The sequence below is a fragment of the Pseudomonas sp. TE3728 genome, from assembly GCF_056279145.1.
Genome location: NZ_JBWBQT010000001.1, coordinates 5762710 through 5779944 on the forward strand (window position 1 = coordinate 5762710; position 17235 = coordinate 5779944).

The following is a 17235-nucleotide window of genomic DNA, read 5'->3' on the forward strand; positions in this document are numbered from 1 at the left end:
CCAATCCCGGTGCTTCACGAATTATGAAGTGATCCAGGTTCTAACGGACTGGCTGAGCTACCCTCGTATTCAGTTGGGGTTTTCCATTGAGGGCAGTTTCTCCGACTACCACGAGTCGAAGGAAATATGGTTTTGGAAGGTCATATGAAAATTGTTAAAGGGGCATTGTTCGTCATCCTTATGGTTACCTTGGCCATTGGGGCATTTAATTTGTTATTCGTGGCAGTGTCTGACTACTTTGGGCCGTTCTACGAAAGTGAAGCGGACCAACGTCGGAACTTTGCAATTTGGCTTTTGGGTAATGCGGGGGTTGGGATGCTTTCGATTGTTATGGGGGTTGTTTTGTATCGGCGTTATCTGCGCAGAGCACGTGTTTGAACGACACGATGGCCGCCGTCCCGACGCGATATCAGCCACAGCAATAACGCTGTGACACCGATTAGTTACCCGCCAACCCCGGTGCTTCACGAATGATGAAGTGATCCAGGTTTTCGATATTGGCACTGAACACCCCGAACGTCTGTTCGGGGTTTTTCTTGCTCGGCACTTGCTTCAACTCCGGCGTCACGCCATAAAAGAAGCAATACAACTCGGCGTCACTGTCGACCGCGTGCTTGATCTCCTCCAGAAACGCCTTGCGCTTGCGGTAGTTGTCGATCAGCTTCTTGCTCAAGTAAACGTTCACCGAATAAGGCTTCTTCTTCGCCTCGTCCGGTTGCTTGAACCAGACCTTCTGCTCGAAATCGATGCGAAAGCTCTGGGTGTAATCCTTGATCTCCTTGATCTTGCCCCAGTAAATCAGCCCCTTGTTGTCCTGCAGATATTCGATCTTCTTGAAGAACGACCCATAAGGCGCCGAGTGCTCGCCAATCTTCAGCGGCATGCGCTTGAGCAGCTCCTTGTCCTCGAAGTTCGACACAAAACACTCCACCGGATGGGCGAAGACACTGGTCTTGTCCGGCGCCGACTCCCGGCTCGGATGCTCGACGTTACTGGCCGTTGAAGTTGTTTTTGGGTCATCCCGCATGACATCCGCCGCCACCGCCGGGCTCGCAGGCTTACGCACATACTCACGCCGAGTCAGCAACAACTCCGACGGAAAATGCTCCTCGCGACTGTCATCCGATTCCGCCCCATCCGCCTCCAGCCCCGACGCCGGCGTCTTCAGGCTGACATAAGGACAACCCTCAACATGTCGCGTGCTGGGTATGTTCTTGAAGTGCGGCGTGCGCACGTAATTCACGTTCTTGGCGTTGAACGTCCCCAACACGTTGGCCGCATCGAACGCCAAACGGCAAGCATCGTTGGGGCACTGGAAGTGCTCCTTGGCGGAGTCGAACTCCATGGTTTCGTCGAAATTCAAATCGCGCACGTCATAGATCGACAGCTTGTCGTCGAGGCTGAGGCAGTAGGCGAGGTCGAATTTCATGGCGGGCTCGGGTCCTTGAGTGGGGAAGGGTATTAATAGCGGGAGGTGGGGCGGGTTGCACTGACTGTTTTCAACACACCGCAAATCGATGGCAACACGCCAAACCTGTGGGAGCGGGCTTGCCCGCGATTTCCAAAACCACCACAGCCATCAAGCCGACCACCAACCTGTGGCGAGGGAGCTTGCTCCCGCTGGGCTGCGCAGCAGCCCCAAAACCGGCAAACGCGACCGGTCAGGCCGAAGCGCCAATGAAGATGCCACATAACAAAATCCGCTGCTTGAACCTCAAGCAGCGGATTTTGTTATGCCGCGACGAACAATCAGAACCCGCGCCACACCCGGGAAGCCTTCCGCCACCAGGATTCACGCCGATTGAACGGACCATCAGTCAACACACAAGGCATATCCCGCAACCGAATCCAGGGCTCATCCTGCCAGTGCAGCATGCTGAGCGACATCTGAGGCCAATCCAGCACGCTTAACGTCGGACGCTCGACCGCCCGCGATGGTCGGGCATCACGCAGCGCCGGCACCACCTGATGCGTCAGCCACTCGCGCAGCAATCGATACTCCGGGCAATAGTGATAAACCAACAACGCATACACACCGGACTCGCTCACCATCAAGCGTTCTTCCGCAGCGCCGTGGGCGTAGACAAACATCATCTGCCGCTGATCAGCATCGAGCTTGCGCGACATGCGCTCATCGAGGAATTTGCCCATCAAACGCCCCAGGTCATGAGCGCAGAACCAAGCCTGGTTCTCCACGAGAAGGGCGTGAAGATGGATGTTGTGACGGGTGAAAAGGGTTGATATGAGCGGTTCAGACATGGCGTACCTCCTGAAACAGAAGCACGGGATTCGATCTGCGGGTACGGCAATTCACCTTCATCATGAAGGATGGGAATTTACGCATTTCCATTACCTCTGGCTGCTTTCTTAGGGCATTCGTTATGGGTGTCGGGAGCTAAGAAACCCACCAGAGACGGGCCGGACATATTCCCCTTTCGGGTCTTGTATTCGCCCACTCCCGACATAACGGGGATTTTCTCGCAGGCGTAGGAAAACCGCAGACGAAAAAAAGCCGCATGACTGTCGGGTGCGGAGGACCGCTCTGGTTGAGGCGTTTCTTAGGCGCCGAATTGAGAGCCTAGGGGGTCAATGCCTGGCGGTCAACCCTTCAAAATTGTTCATCATCTGTCCGTCGAAAACGTGTAGGGCTTAAGCATTCAAGCCGAATGCTTTCTGTATTTCAATACGTAGGACTTCTCTGTTTTTTGTGTGGCATTCCCAAATGATCACTACTCTCCATCCTCGCGCGATGAGCGCCTGCTGTGCATCAAGATCTCGCTCGACGTTCTTTGCCAGTTTTGGCAGCCAAAAATCCAGCCTGCTCTTGGGCGTATACGCATACTTGCATCCAGGGTGCCTGTGCCAAAAGCAGCCATGGACGAATACGCATAATCGATGCTTGGGGAACACCAAGTCCGGTTTTCCTGGCAGATCCTTCCGATGCAGACGATAGCGAAGCCCCAACTCATGACACACCGATCGCACGAGCATTTCAGGCTTCGTGTTTTTGCCCTTGATCATCGACATGATCTTGGACCTATGTTCTCGGGTGACTATATCTGCACTCATTCAAGCCATTACTCAATGGGAGCTAACTCTCAGTCATTTCAGCATATCTTAACTGCTGTCAATCTGTATTGAGGACAGCACTACTAATACTGACCTCTTATTCCATGGCGCTTAAAGCCCTCATAACATGAGAGCATTCCAATGCAGAGAATGTCCGCTCGTTCTAAATTTCAACACTAACTCGACATCAAGAAGCCTCGGGTATTGTGTTTTGAACTCGCGAGTAGTCGTAATCCCTTACTTTCCACCAACACTCCACCTTCTTGGCCCACTCGGAAACCATTTTCCCTCCCGCTCCTTGATGAAGCGCGTCACTAACTTCGTGAGCCCACGTGGCTATCTGTTTTTGCAATTGTGGAGAGATAGCCTGCTCCTGCCAAATTCGTTGGAAATCGAAGGTCGAGCCGAGCCTAAGCGCGACAATGGAGACCGTATAGGCGGTGATGTTGGCTTGAAATGCGGGGAACAGCGGCCGGACTATCTTGTGTGCTGACTTGAAGATGATTGCCTTGGCAATCATTTGCTTGTATTGATTCTGATCCGGGATCACATTTTTTCCCGCAAGCTCGCGCTCGGAAAGCTCATCCATAAACGCTTGGAAGTTCTTTTGACTGCCTAGGCTGACCACATGAGGTTGTTGATCCCAAGCGAGCAGGAACTTCGCCAGATCCGGTTTAGTAAGCCTTCGATGTGACGGGATGGCCGCCTGCAGCTTTTTCCTCTGGGTGGGAGTAGACGCCTCCTTCTCAAGCATTACCTTGTAGCTGCCGGCAGAACGCTCGTAGAACCAGCGTCCTACTCCATCGGGGCAGAAGGAGCGCATCGAGAGTTTTTCCAACTCTCGATGGTACGGCTTGTTGGCAGAGAGATCCGACTGTTTGACGACGTTCTGACTGTTGGCGTATCTGGAGATTTTGGAAATTAGCTCCTCATCTTCTTCCTGACCTTTTCGAAGCACTATTATTTTGGCAGGCACTCGAACGCGGCTCAGGTCAATATCGGGATTTTTTTTCTTAGCGAAGTAGATAGAGGCAGTCGTCTGCCCTCCATTAACGATTTGCATGCCTTGCAGCCATAGGATGCCTGTCGAGCCGTCTGATGCACGATCCAGTTTGGCGTCATCGGCCACTATGACAATGCCATTGTTATAAGCCATGAACCGATCGGGATGGTCCCTGAGGCTGTCGCGGATTCCCTTGTTGACGCCTTTGCTGCTTACTCCTAGGAAAGAACGAACGTTTGCTTCAAGAATGCGTGGTCCATATTTTTCGTAGAGAAAGCGCAGAGCTTCACCGGGTACTGCAGTCAGTGCATAGTCGTACTCGTCTTTTTCTACGCCTGGTACCCAAACGCTGGGTAGGGCAGTACCGCAAAGCTCTTGAAAATTGACCACCAGCTCGTCTCGTGGTCGACCTTCTTGCCAGTGGTTATACAAGCGCTGGATGTCCATGACCTCAAGGCGAATCTGCTTGGTTTCGACATCTTGCGCTGCATAATCCCTAGTTTTAGCCTGTCCGTCGGTAATAACGAAAATTCGGATACTGTCTAAACTCTTGTAGACACGTTCTACCTCTTTAACTAGAGGGTACACTTCATTTGTTTCATCAAGTTCTTGAGAAAGCTTGCCAGTTGCACAGAACTTCAGAAAATGCAGGCCTTGCTTTGCTGCCCTCCCTATCTCTACGTCAGGTATGGTCTCAATCTCTTCTAATCCTTTATAAAGGCTCACAAACAAGTCTAGTCGATCAGGGTTTCCTTGGTCGTCAGTCGTATCTGAGACAGAGTAACCACTGATTTTTACCTTGTGACTTCCAATTTTTGCCCCGTAGTGACAGACAATTGGCTCGAAGGTAATACCTTCGTCAGACATATGTGTCATTACATGTTCTGTGAACACTGCTTCCGCTGGAACCGGGATCTCACCGGGTGCAATATCTTTCTCTACTTCTTCCCTGATCGATGAGTGCATTTCACGAAGAAAGTCCACAAGTTCCATCAAGCGACTCCAAGTTGTTCAAGCGCATCCGCGAGAGGATGATTGGTGATCGAAAGTAATGACAAATCTAGCTCGTACTGTGCTCGACGTATTGCTGTTGGGACGTTGAAGGGAGTTAATCTAGGAAATTCTGAATCTATGAGATGGATTCTGAGTTCACTTAATGAGAAACGCCGACTATAAAGTTTTGCGTGCATGTCCAAATATCCGACATGTATTAAAGCCTGTTCGAAAAGTCGAGTTGCTGCCGTATCTGGTTCCAAGCGTATGCGCATGTCGGTGATGAGCTCGGGCAGAGCCGCTCCCAATTCACTCGTCACAAAGCGAAGAGCAGCTAGGAAGAGGGGGGAGCGTTGAGATTCGTCCAACTGGTCCAAAGATGCGATTCGAACAGGAAAGCCCTCTGTTGCCATAGTGGACTTGACCTCTATGGCGCCAGCACCCAACTGAAAATCATGCAACCCGTCAAGTGGCCCCTTCCAGCCGTCAACCGCCGAGAAAAGTAGCATTCCCTCATCAAGAAGATGTTGAAGCAGGCAAAGTTCCCCGACCAGCCCCAGTTCAGTTTCGGAGTTCAAACCCTCCCGCCCATTCCGCATGAATTCCTGCCATCCGCGAACTCGCCCTAGAAGCCGCTGATAAACAACGTCTTCAGGGCAATGGCTCGTAGAGTGTAGTAATCCGCATATATCGATGACAACTGCAGCAAATAATTCAAGATTTCCTGAAGGTTGGCAGACGATTGCGAGCCACTGTAAACCACCTGAAGCCTCACCAAGAGACGCTCGTTCCATGCGAAATCCTTGACCCGACGGAAACTGTGAGGTTGGTGCTATTTTGGCACTGGAAAAACCAATCAGTACTGCTTCCTCATTACCAGGAGCATGTCTGGCAGCTTTGATTCGGTAGGTACCAGCATGGAATAGATCAATCGCTCTCCAGCCTGGTGTTGACGCGTTACCGGGAAGAGCTCGCCAGATTCCGAGAATCTCGGTGCTACTCAGTTCCGCCATACTGTTGCTCCCATAGAAGGTTAGTGACTATGTATGGCACAGATTTTCCTGCTTTACTTCCAGGGAAGCTGATAGCGAAAGCAACTATCGGTGTTTCAATTCCCGTAACGTTAGATTTTTCCGGGTCGAGAAGAGATATCAGTAAAAGTCCTCTTTCAGGATGCGGTGCGATATTTTCTCCACCCAATCCCCGGATATGCCTGATACTAGGTCCGCTCGGTACTACAGGTAGTTCTCGGCCCTTTGAGCGCCCGGGGTCGGGTTTCCAGCCCCTCTGTGTGAGTTTGAGTGCTGCATTCCATGACTGCTCATCAAGATCGATTGCTTCATCTTGTGGGGAGAGTAGACGCCCGATGGAATACTTGTCATCAGACTCCAGCGACTTATTCTGGCGTTTCATTCGTTTTACTTTACAACCTGCTACATCTTCTGTTCTTTCAACGCCACCACCGATAACTGCGACTGTCCATGATGTTAATTCACTTGAGCGGGTCATTTCCTCGATAAAGTCGGCCAATAGATCGCTCCGCACCTTTCGAGAATCTGGGTGAGTCTTATAAGCTCTTAGGAAGTCAATGATCGGTTGTGCGGGGACGTCGATCCAATTTGCGCCACTCCAATTGTCTTGTTGCTCGTTTCGCTGCTGTGAAGGAATAGCAGAGGCAGGTCCCATACTGGCAACAAGGCTATTGAATGCAGTTTGGTTTTGTTCTATTTTTGCTTTGTCTTTGAAAAAGCTAACGGTTTCGACGATGTCACCGCTAAAAGAAAGATACAGGGTTTTTGCAGTCCTCATTTTTAGAGGTGATGTGACCATCAGGACGGAATGGGATTTGACTTTAAGGCCATAGTCACGGGGAGTCAGACCGCTTTCCATCATGAAGTCAAATTCGGATCTGAGTTCTTCGGCCGCGTCGGCAATGTGCTCAAACCACTCAGTCAAATCTTCTGTGGTATAGAGGCGACAAACATCTAGGTATCCCGGTCGATAGCCGAACCAACGGCCCATCTGCATCAAGGTGTCGTACATTTTAGAGGCGCGAAGGAAGTAGCTGACACACAGTCCTTCAAGGGTCAGGCCTCGGGCCAATTTGTCCCCACCAATAGCGATGACCTTAAGCCCTGTCGCACTATCGGCATAGTCTAGTGCATCCTTTGCCGTACCATTTATCATGCGTACATCAATCTGGTCCAGTAAGTCAGGGAGAGCCTGTTCAATTTCCTCCCAACTGCTAGTTGATTGATAGAGAGCATCCGAAGTCTGTTCACCAATGCTCTGACTAGTTGTTAAAAAGTCACGGTCCCAAAGAGCACGTAGCTCGGCCAAAAATACTTTATGGTCTATCTGTCTTCTAAGTCTTTGCTTTACGTACATTACATAATTTTGGACTTGTCTATGCACATGCTGCTGGACGAGATTAAAGCGCGTGACATGGACAAGCATCGAACAGTGTTCAGCACCCTGTCCGCGAAGTTGACGGATGACGCATGCCAGAATGAAAGAATTGACTGCTTCTATCAGCGAAGGAGGCATTGCGTCCTCGCCATTGATGGCAGGTACGTAGTTGCTTTTGTGGCTGACTGGCATCCATCCGCTCTTTCCATCTGGCGAACATTGATCGGATATCAGTCGAATCAAATCGAGAGCTCCAGTTCTTCCATCCTCACTGGCAAGGCCGAAAACTCGTGACGGGCCTACATAACTTGAGGGGGCGGCGAGATTCGTGATGAAGGCCGCAGGGAACAGGTCAGGTCCTTCCTTTGTAGTTTCGCCGTGTTCATGAATATATATATTCGCAAATGGCGTTGCTGTGTAACCCACATAAGCCTTTCTAGAAAAAGAATGCAGTATCTGGCGAATGAGACTGTTGATAGCTGTTGGTTCATGTTCGAGATCTGGAGAACCATTTTCATCGACTACCTTTTCACCCGTATCTACCGACGCATGATCAGCCTCGTCGTCCACAATAAGAAGTGGTAGATGAGTTACTAGAGGACGACCTGATTCCTGATCTGTCGTTTCTGCTACATGCTTATGAATCCATTTCAGCAGGCGCTGTAAGACAGTCTTGTTTTTCTTGACGACGAAAAGCCATGGTTTTTGTTCTGGAGAGACACCAAGGTTTCTCACAAACCTTGTATTGAAGTCACCGGTTTCTGTTCTGTTAGTTACATACTGGGGGCGCAATGCTGGGGATGGGTCAATCTTTCCTACACCGATTGCGACGTTCCCTTCTCCTTCGATGGGACTGGTTTCATAACCAAGGAAGCCTTCATCCAATCTCATTTGTGTTTGAGCGCGTAAGTTGTTATGAAGTCCTGCTAGTACGATGATGATTTTATAACCGGCATCTGCTGATTTGCAGATAAGACCAGTATAGTTGCCCGTTTTGCCTGACTGTACGTGGCCTACCACCATGCCCCGACGATCCCAAGAATCTTCTCGTTTTGGGTCTTCTAGCATCGAAAGAATGTTGTCGGTTGTTTTGTCGAGTGCTTCCACCGCACTCCAAGACAATTTCCCCTCTTGCCATTCTCGATACCTTCGCCAGTAGCGCCACTCCTTCTTCTGCTCAGTTGTTAACCAGGGTATGTGTCCCGCCATATCGACAAGTGATGAGTCATCTCCCACCCAGATGCTAAAACGTCTTATGAGTTCGTCGGTGACCGCGTTACGGTCGAGCCCCTCTGCCTTTTTTGGCATGATATTCAGGACCATATCGATTTTCTGCGAAATGAGTGCTGGTGTAATGACGGACTTGTCTTGTTCGTCTGCAAGCATTTCTTGGACTATCTTGACCACACTCCATTTGTTGTCTTCAGACATCCGTCATTACTCCTTAAATATTGTCAGGCAAGGCATTCACTAGTGAGGGGAAAGCGTGGAAAGGCTCTGTTGCCCTAAGTTGTTCCTTGGCAGAGGAAGGTGAATAACCCTTCTTTTCAATCATGCTGCGATACATGATCATCAGAATCTCATTTACTTCTTCAGATGATGTTTTTTCGAACCCCGTGCATGGGGTGTCCTTATTCTCTGCCGTATCGATCCATATTCTTTGGACTGGGACGGTCTCCTCGATAACGCGCAGCATCACCTTGATCTGTGGGAGCAATGCGCCGGCTTCATCCAATACTCCTCTTACGGCAGGATGGTCGCTGTCAATTCTGTAGCGTACTCCGCTTGCCAAGCGCTCAATTTTCCAAGCCTCGATAACCTGTCTATTCCCTAGTAGAGAAGGTCTACCTCTATGGGCAAAGGCTCTCCTGGCACGTGAACGAGTGGCTTCAGCAAGAGTGGTCAACCAATCACGTAGGTAAACAGGAGGTCTAGCGGTCGATTTTCGAATATCAATTTTCCAATCGGCATCGGCCGAGTTGGGAATATCAAGTCGAATTCTTGCTAGTCGGTGCGCTTCATCCTTCGTCCATGATCTACCAGTTCCTAAGCCAAGCCAGCTACCAGCAACTAAAAGGCGTTCGTTGCGATAGACGTAGAATCCCTGTTGCGCAGTCCACCCTTCAGGACCACCCAGTCGTTCAAAGTCTTCGGGTGAGAGCATATCCTTGTGAGGTAGAACATGACATTCAGCCTCAATACCTTTGCGATTGGGATGCTTGAACACAGGAGGGTTGAAGGACTTCCCCGGGTGATCCGTCATGAAGGGGTCCCAAGGTCTTACAGGGTGATCATTGATCAGAATCCGGAGGCGAGGTTTGCTTCCTTCTAGATATCTGTGGAAGACCATTCCTAGATGCTGCTCGATTTTATCGGCGAGATTGAGAAAGTCTTGAACAGTGCTTCCTAGGGTGACAATTCGATCCAACTCTTCCCAAAGTACAAGCGTCCCTCGACGTGTATCGCAAAGGCTTCGCAAAAATCCTTCCGAGCCCGGGTGCGTACCTTCCAAAAGATGCCAGCCATCGTCAGTACTGTTCGCCAGATAGTCTAGATCCCAGCGAAGAGCGTGCGTTCCGTCGCTACCAGCAGTTGCTACCGTAAGCCTACGACATTGCGAAAAGGATGCGGTCTTGAGGCCAAGCCCAAAACGCCCCAGATCAGCAGCAGAACGTTCCTCCAATGGGTTGCGTTCACCTAACCTCATTGCTCGATCCAGCCCGTTTTCGGACATCCCACTACCATTGTCAAGACAGAGAATGCGGCTATCTATCCCTGCCCAGTTTAGGTCGATACGAACCTCATTTGCCCCAGCTGCAATACTGTTATCAATGATGTCTGCCAGCGCAGTCTGTGTGTTGTAGCCAAGACCGCGCAGTGCCTCAACCATTGCGCTGGCTTTTGGGGGGGCACTTCGACTTTTGAATGTAGATGACAAGCTAACTCTCCCTTGTTGAGCATGCCGCATTACTGTTGGCGCTATTTCGTGTTTTTTCCGCTTCTAATAATGCGTGCGACAACGTCTGCAATTTGTCTTGCCAGTAGCGGCGGTACAGCATTACCTACTTGGTGAAATTGTTGAGTTCTGTTGCCCAAGAAGAAATAGTTGTCAGGGAAGGTCTGCAGGCGAGCAGCCTCTCGAACGGTCAGACTGCGGCACTGTCTGGGATCGTAGTGAATAAAATAGTGCCCGTCTTTGGCGATATGACTCGTTATTGTAGTTGAGGTAATGCCGGACCGTTGTACTCGGAAGCGGTCATTGAACTTTCCGGTTTTCCAGTTCTTGTGGTCTGGTTCGAGCCCGGAAAGGTTGAAATCTTGATGCCCTTTAGGTGAGCTTTTGTTCGTCTCAGCAAATGCTGCTGCATAAACGTATCTACGAAGATCGGAGCTCATATGGCCTCTGGCTTCATGGTTGAGCCAGTATTTGAGTCGTGGATCTGGCAGCCACTCATCCAAATGAGTGCCAGTCACTCCATCTCCAGATCTTGTTTTAAGTACACGTAGCCCTCCGTAGTTCATATCGGTACTGTTAAAGCTGCTTGCGAGGATGCCTAGTTTTGCTGCTAGGGCAACGCTTTTTGGCGCTTCAGCGACCTGACGCAGAGATTCTTGGCTGAGTTCGACTAGATGCTGCCGTATCACCTGTGACCACAGATCGGCGGAGTCCTTCACGCGAGTAAGGGTGCTCCGCAGTTGCGGAAGCCGATCGATTACCTGATCTATTGTGGGGCTCGGAGTCGGAGTGAGTCTGTGATCACCTAGTACTCCCCAGTACTCCTCTGAAACTCCGAGCAGTATTACGCGATGTCTTGCCTGAGGAATTCCATATTCCTCCGCCCGAATGATGTAGTTACTAGGCTCGATGCTCTCTGATTCTGCATCGCTTTCATACATATCATCCGCTGCAAGCGAACAGATTTTATACTTTGGTCCGTTGGTGCTTTCTCCTAATGCTGCATCCGGGTCAGCGAGGTCCTGCAAAATTTGCGGAAACATCAGCTCTCCTGCTACACGCGCTGAGAGAATGCCCTTAACGTTTTCCATCACGAAGACTGCGGGTCTCTTTTTCTGAATGATCCTTAAGTATTCGCGGTACAAAAAATGTCGGTGATCGTTCTCGGCCCGATAATCTTGCTTGCCGCGATTTCGGGCTCGACCGACGACTGAGTAGGCTTGGCATGGTGGTCCACCGATTAGCACCCATGGCTTGGTTTCGTCCAAGCGGCTATCCAGAATTTTGTCTAGTCGTGCGTTGCCTTCATCTGTGCCTAGCTCCAGAAGCTGGGCTTCTTGATCGGCATGCTTCCATGCTTCCAAGCTTCTGCTTGTGTAAGGCTCCGGCACATCTGCCGTCTCGCAAAAGTTGTAGTAGTCCTCTAGAGCCTCAGGTTGGCTGCTTTTCAGTAGGCGATAGAACGCTCTGAGTCTCAGGGTAGAGCGTGCAGAAACCTCCATCTCGGCAGAAACCTTGATTTCAAAGGTTTCGCCGTTACTGTCTGCATGAGAAGAGAAGCCTTCTCCAAGGCCTCCCGGTCCGGCAAAGAGATCCACGATCTGAATAGGATAGCTAGGACTCATGAAACCACGCTTTGTTGAGGGATTACGAAATGGATTCTCGTTGACTGCCAACAGAATCCTGGTGACAAACTACATCAGAGGAAAGAGCTTAGAGCTGGAAAAGTGTGTGCGATGCTCCCAGCGTGCGCATGGTCACCGCATTTTTCACTCGTCGTATGGAGTCGTCAGTAGGTGCGGATATTGTACTGTCCGACTGAGGGTGGCGAATTGCTTTTCTTCCTTGAGAATCTGTTCATCCGGCTTCATCTATTGCGGCTAGGACATCATGTGTCCAAGGTTGGCATTCCCAGCCCCCTGATTCGCTTCTTTTCAAGTAGCTACTGAGGGAGCCTGAGAGAAACTTATTGATATCAGTGGTAGCGTACCCCAACACCAACTCCGCATGGAGGGCTCTATCTCCGGGGTTGTCGGCAAAATATCTCAGTAGATCCATAGCTATATTGCCGAGTTTTGCGGTTCGCTCTACAAGCGCATTTTCCCTCCGTGTCGCGATGCCATATTGAGGGGTGGGGGAGCTTTCTTGCATCAAGGTAAGCTCGCCTTCAGGCATATTGAGGTCCGGTATTACAGTTCCCTGCTCTGAAGATCGAAAAATCCCGATGGTTTTCTGAACTCGCTCCGCTTCTTTTCTGAGACCTAAGTCATCAACTCTAGGGACACTTGTTTCCTGTGCTGGAATCCAGTCCCAATCAGAGTGTTCGTCGTCAATGACTGCTTCGGTACTGAAATCTGGTTCTATATTTCCGGGGGCGGGGTGGGAGGCTGCGTTATGAGTAGACGCATCGGGACTCTCGTTAAAATGTGGCTGCCCTCGTAGCTCCTGTAACAGTTTTTCCGAATCGTGTTTTTCTCGCAAATAGTTCACGAGCTTCCTGTTCCAGGCCGGTGCAAGTGAGTGAGGACACGGCTCGTACCACACCGTTAGGCAGGATTTTCCTAAAACAATTTTGAAGCAGTTCTGAGCACTCGATGCGCTGGGTCGGAAGCTTCGTTGGTAGCAGACGAGCGACGAGTGTTGCCCATTCGCTCGTGTCTATGATTTGAGGGGTGGATACCGAGGTGAATTCGGACTCGATATGGATACAGCCGTCGATTACCGGATAGAGCAGCTTTTTGTATGTGACTGCTGGCTGGCCTCCGCTCGATCTTAAAGGGCGTGTTATGTGGTCTACTTCCCTTCCGCGGTGCATGACTTTTACTTTTACTTCCATATCCCTTCCGCCTGCTCATCCCAATAGCTGCCCCTTCGCCTAGGTGCTGGCTAGATGCCAGATGATGCCTAGCAGAAGGCGCTTATCCAAGTACTGTTGATCAGAAAATTTTGGATCGAAGCAATTTTCGTCAGCATAAGCTGGGTCTCACGGGGGCTGATCAGCCTTGCGTTTAGAGGCAGCTCTTGTGCAGATTGCAATTGGAGTGTTTTTCGCAAAAAAGCCCCGACGAAGTCGTAATGCTGTTCACTTAAGTGGAGCAGCCTTACGATCCACTGGAAACCGGGTCTTTGAAATCTTCACCGTCCTGGGCCTCGAAGGCCTTGGGCGGTGATCCAGAAACAATCCTCCAATACCTGCCCTTAACTCTGATAACCGCCTCCCTGTCGCTGAAATCGGATTGGCTGCTGCCATCACGATCAGCTGGACAGCGATGTACTGACAGGCTGGCTTGAAGCGGATGTCCGAGGGAGCCCGGCCAAACGTCACTGCCGCCTGACTGGCTTCCCGACGAACCACGTTGTAAGCCAGCAACAGCCCCCAGACCTCCTGATAGATCAAGTCGACTTTTTTGCTACGCAAGGTCACTGCGTTCTGTTGCATTGAGCTTTTGATGTCTCTGAAGCCTAACTCGATCTCCCAGCGCTCCTGATAAAGCTGGGCAACGGCTTTGGTGCTGTAGGTGTTCGCCGGCAGCGAGGTCATGACTGTCTTGAGTTTGCCTTGAATTTCATAGCTGACTTCGCGGGCCTCCCAATGCGTTGAAAGGGCCGGATTTCGGGCTCTGGCTCGCGGTGAGACCTTCATGCGCACCAGACGATCGTGCGGGTTGTAGCGAGCCACTTCCTCACAAACCGTGCCTTTTTTGGCCGGAATCAACCAGTGCCGATAGGTGCCGGCTTTATTCAGGCTCGACAGTAGTTCGGCGCCCCAGAACCCTTTATCGAATAACGTCACCGAGTGATCGGGAATCTGCTGCAGAAACTCGTCGGCCAAGCGCATTTCACTGCGTCGGTAAGGACTCAATTGGGCATCCAGGATTACGTGCGAACGCACATTCATCAACACCACCAAGCGCAGCATGGGGAACGGAGTCTGGCGATCGGTCCGGGTATTTCCCGACCCGAAATGATCTCGAAGCTCGGGCGTATCCGGGGTACGCAAAAGCGCACCGTCCACCGCAAACACTTGCAGGCCCTGCCAGGCGTCATCGGTATAACGCTCCGCGCCCCATTGATGACCTGTCTTGCGGAATAACCATTCAACAGGATCGGCACCGAGCCGCTTACGCGCTTCGGTTACACCGCTTCGGGCCAATAGCTGGTCAGAGGCCAGGCCTTGGGCACAAATGTTCAAACGTCTGGCCACTTCGTGAACCGGCTCGTCACGAAACAGCGCCATGCCGAGTACCAGCCAAAGTACTTGATCGGCGGGCAAGCGACGTCGGCGAATGGTCGCCTGGCTTGCGCATTCCATGCCATCCGGCCACCCAGCCCACCAACATCCGGCCACCTGTTCCACGCTCATCCGGCCAGGCAGTCGGAGCGCAGCGACGCAGGTTTGCATTGTTAGTCTTAAGCCCCTGCCGCCGTCAATTTCGTTGCGCGCCTGCGCATCGATTCACCCTTCAGTTCGATCCGATAAGCGTTGTGCACCAGCCTGTCGAGGATCGCATCGCCCAAGGTCGGATCGCCGATCAGCGCGTGCCATTTGTCCACCGGCATCTGGCTTGTCACCAGCGTCGAGCGGTTGCCGTAACGGTCGTCCAGCAGTTCAAGCATGTCGCGCCTTTGTGCAGCGGTAAACGGCGCTAGGCCCCAGTCGTCCAAGATCAGCAGGTCGGTCTTGGCATAGCCGGCCATTAATTTGGCGAAGCGACCGTCTCCGTGGGCCAGGCCCAGTTCCTCCATCAGGCGCGGCAGACGCAAGTAGCGCACGCTGTAGCCGTCCCGGCAGGCCTTGTGGGCCAGCGCGCAGGCGAGCCAGGTTTTGCCTACACCGGTCGGGCCGCCGATGATCAGGTTCAAGCCATCGCGCAGCCACTGGCCGCTGCCCAGTTGCAGGATCATGGACTTGTCCAGGCCACGCGGGCTGCGGTAATCGATGTCTTCCAGGCAAGCGTTGTGGCGCAGTCGGGCGGCTTTGAGACGAGTGCTCAGGCGCGCATTTTCACGCTCGGTTAGCTCCCGGTCGACCATCAAGCCCAGGCGTTCATCGAAGCTGAGATCGTTGATGTCCGGTGTCGCATGTTGTTCGCCAAGCGCCTTGATCATGCCGTGCAGGCGAAGGGTTTGCAGCTTGTCCAAGGTCGGATTCGGTAGCATTTCGAAGCTCCTTTTTCAGGTCAGTGGTAGTAGCCGGGGCCGCGCAGGTTGATGTGTTCGTCGGGCAACAGCGGCAGGTTTTGCTGGGCCAGCGGCAGCCGTTCCAGCCCTTGGCGCAGGATCGATTCGAGGCTTTTGTAACTGCACGCGCCCAGTGCCAGCGCACGCTGACAAGCGGCTTCCAGCCGCTCTTCGCCGTGCTGTTTGCTCAGGCGCAGGATGCCCAGGCAGGCGCGGAAGCCCTGCTGCGGGTGGATTCGGCGTTCGAGGATGTAGGCGATGACGCCAGCAGTGTTGGGCCCAGTTTGCTCCGCCCAGCGGATCAACCGTTGCGGCGTCCACTCTGCATGTTCTCGGTGGCTCTTGGGCATGTGCTCGGTTTGGGTGGTGTGGCGACCTTTGTGCTGCGAGCGCAGATGGCTGGCCACGCGCTGGTTGGCGTGGAAGCACTCGACGGTCTTCTCGGTCAGCCGCACTTCGAGTTGGTGCTTCACCAACTGGTACGGTACCGAGTAAAAGTGGCCATCGACCTCGACGTGGTAGTCGATATGGACTCGCACTTTTTTCCATTCCGCGTAGATGTATGGGCGTTCCGGCAGCGCTTGCAGTGCCGGTTGGTCGATGCTTTCGAAGGCTGATCGGCGTGAGCCGGGCAGCTTTTTGAAGGGCTTGTTGTTGAGCCGCTCCAGCAGCACGCCGATCGCCGTGTTGAGTTCGCCCAGCGAGAAGAACTGGCGGTTGCGCAAGACCGCCAATATCCAGCGCTCGACCACTTGCACGCCGACTTCTACCTTGGCTTTGTCCTTGGGTTTTCGTGAGCGAGCAGGTAATACGGCGATGCCGTAATGCTCGGCCAAGTCGCGGTAGCTGGGGTTGATATCCGGCTCGTAACGGTGCGCTTTGGTGACGCCGCTGCGCAGATTATCGGGCACCAGGATCTGCGACGTACCGCCGAGAAAGGCAAAACATCGGACGTGTGAGCCCAGCCAGTCGGGCAGTTTCTGCGACCAGGTGGCTTCGGCAAAGGTGTAGCTCGATGCCCCCAGCACGGCGACGAAGATCTGGGCCTGACGGATCTCTCCGGTTCGCCGGTCGATGACCGGCGCGGTCTGTCCGGCGTAATCGACGAACAGCTTCTCGCCAGCTCGATGTTCCTGGCGCATGACCACGTCGACCTTGGCGGCCCAGAGGCGGTAGTGCTCGCAGAACCAGCTGTACTGGAAGCCTTGCGGGTGAGCGAGTCGATATTCCTGCCAAAGCAAAGCCAGCGTTACGCCGGGGCGGCGCAACTCGGCGTGGACATGAGCCCAGTCTGGTACCGGACGTTGATCACTGGGGACAGCGGGCGGCGGCGGAAAAAGATGCCGTTGCAACTCGGCGTCAGTCAGCGCAGAGGGCCAGGTCAGGCCGCTGGCAGCAAAGCGATTGAGGTACTCACCGACGCTAGCTCGACCTACTTGCAAGCTGATAGCGACCTGGCGGGCAGATAGGCCGACCTCGAATTTGAGACGTAGCACTTCTCGAATCTTACGCATGGATAACCGCTCCACGACGACCTCTCTGCTTCGATAAAAGAGGTCGATGGTAGTGAATTAATCCTGCGTTGCTGCCTGCCTTAAGGGTGGCCGGATGAGCGTGGAATGGG

General features: G+C 52.4%; 12 protein-coding genes and 1 pseudogene. 1 reads left to right on the forward strand and 12 read right to left on the reverse strand.

Going from position 1 to position 17235, the window contains the following annotated elements:
* The first annotated feature begins 144 nt into the window (after nucleotides 1-144).
* Nucleotides 145-378 carry a hypothetical protein gene (locus tag ACZ89R_RS25440; protein ID WP_429377676.1) on the forward strand — a complete coding sequence of 78 codons (234 nt, stop codon included), beginning with the start codon at nucleotides 145-147 and terminating at the stop codon, nucleotides 376-378.
* 61 nt (nucleotides 379-439) lie between these two features.
* Here the strand turns inward: ACZ89R_RS25440 and ACZ89R_RS25445 are convergent, their stop codons facing one another.
* The 12 genes and pseudogenes from ACZ89R_RS25445 to istA form a co-directional block, all read right to left on the reverse strand.
* A complete protein-coding gene (locus ACZ89R_RS25445) occupies nucleotides 440-1429 on the reverse strand; it encodes a hypothetical protein (protein ID WP_429547715.1) in 990 nt (329 codons plus the stop codon).
* Between the two features lie 320 nt (nucleotides 1430-1749).
* Nucleotides 1750-2259: a BRO-N domain-containing protein gene (locus tag ACZ89R_RS25450; protein ID WP_429547714.1), complete on the reverse strand. Its 510-nt coding sequence runs from the start codon at nucleotides 2257-2259 to the stop codon at nucleotides 1750-1752.
* A gap of 390 nt (nucleotides 2260-2649) precedes the next feature.
* Nucleotides 2650-3069, reverse strand: a complete 420-nt coding sequence (locus tag ACZ89R_RS25455; protein ID WP_429547713.1) for a very short patch repair endonuclease — start codon at nucleotides 3067-3069, stop codon at nucleotides 2650-2652.
* Nucleotides 3070-3256: 187 nt separating this feature from the next.
* The gene (locus ACZ89R_RS25460; protein WP_429547712.1) at nucleotides 3257-5065 is read right to left on the reverse strand and encodes an AIPR family protein; all 1809 of its coding nucleotides are present in this window, start codon (nucleotides 5063-5065) and stop codon (nucleotides 3257-3259) included.
* Nucleotides 5065-6078, reverse strand: coding sequence for a PD-(D/E)XK motif protein (locus ACZ89R_RS25465; protein WP_429547711.1), 1014 nt, complete (start codon nucleotides 6076-6078; stop codon nucleotides 5065-5067). Before ACZ89R_RS25465 ends, ACZ89R_RS25460 begins: the two co-directional genes overlap by 1 nt.
* Complete coding sequence (locus ACZ89R_RS25470) at nucleotides 6062-8905, reverse strand: Z1 domain-containing protein (RefSeq protein ID WP_429547710.1); 2844 nt, start codon at nucleotides 8903-8905, stop codon at nucleotides 6062-6064. Before ACZ89R_RS25470 ends, ACZ89R_RS25465 begins: the two co-directional genes overlap by 17 nt.
* A gap of 13 nt (nucleotides 8906-8918) precedes the next feature.
* On the reverse strand, nucleotides 8919-10364 hold the full coding sequence (locus ACZ89R_RS25475) for an ATP-binding protein (protein ID WP_429547709.1): 1446 nt from the start codon (nucleotides 10362-10364) through the stop codon (nucleotides 8919-8921).
* Between the two features lie 89 nt (nucleotides 10365-10453).
* Nucleotides 10454-12055, reverse strand: a complete 1602-nt coding sequence (locus tag ACZ89R_RS25480) for a DNA cytosine methyltransferase (protein WP_429547708.1) — start codon at nucleotides 12053-12055, stop codon at nucleotides 10454-10456.
* 232 nt (nucleotides 12056-12287) lie between these two features.
* Complete coding sequence (locus ACZ89R_RS25485) at nucleotides 12288-12920, reverse strand: hypothetical protein (protein ID WP_429547707.1); 633 nt, start codon at nucleotides 12918-12920, stop codon at nucleotides 12288-12290.
* 592 nt (nucleotides 12921-13512) lie between these two features.
* Nucleotides 13513-14733: pseudogene (locus ACZ89R_RS25490) on the reverse strand (IS4 family transposase); the annotation flags it as partial.
* Nucleotides 14734-14840: 107 nt separating this feature from the next.
* On the reverse strand, nucleotides 14841-15590 hold the full coding sequence (gene istB, locus ACZ89R_RS25495; protein ID WP_429545483.1) for an IS21-like element ISPsy14 family helper ATPase IstB: 750 nt from the start codon (nucleotides 15588-15590) through the stop codon (nucleotides 14841-14843).
* A 20-nt stretch (nucleotides 15591-15610) separates the two neighbouring features.
* Nucleotides 15611-17125, reverse strand: coding sequence for an IS21 family transposase (istA, locus tag ACZ89R_RS25500; protein WP_429545484.1), 1515 nt, complete (start codon nucleotides 17123-17125; stop codon nucleotides 15611-15613).
* Between the last annotated feature and the right edge of the window lie 110 nt (nucleotides 17126-17235).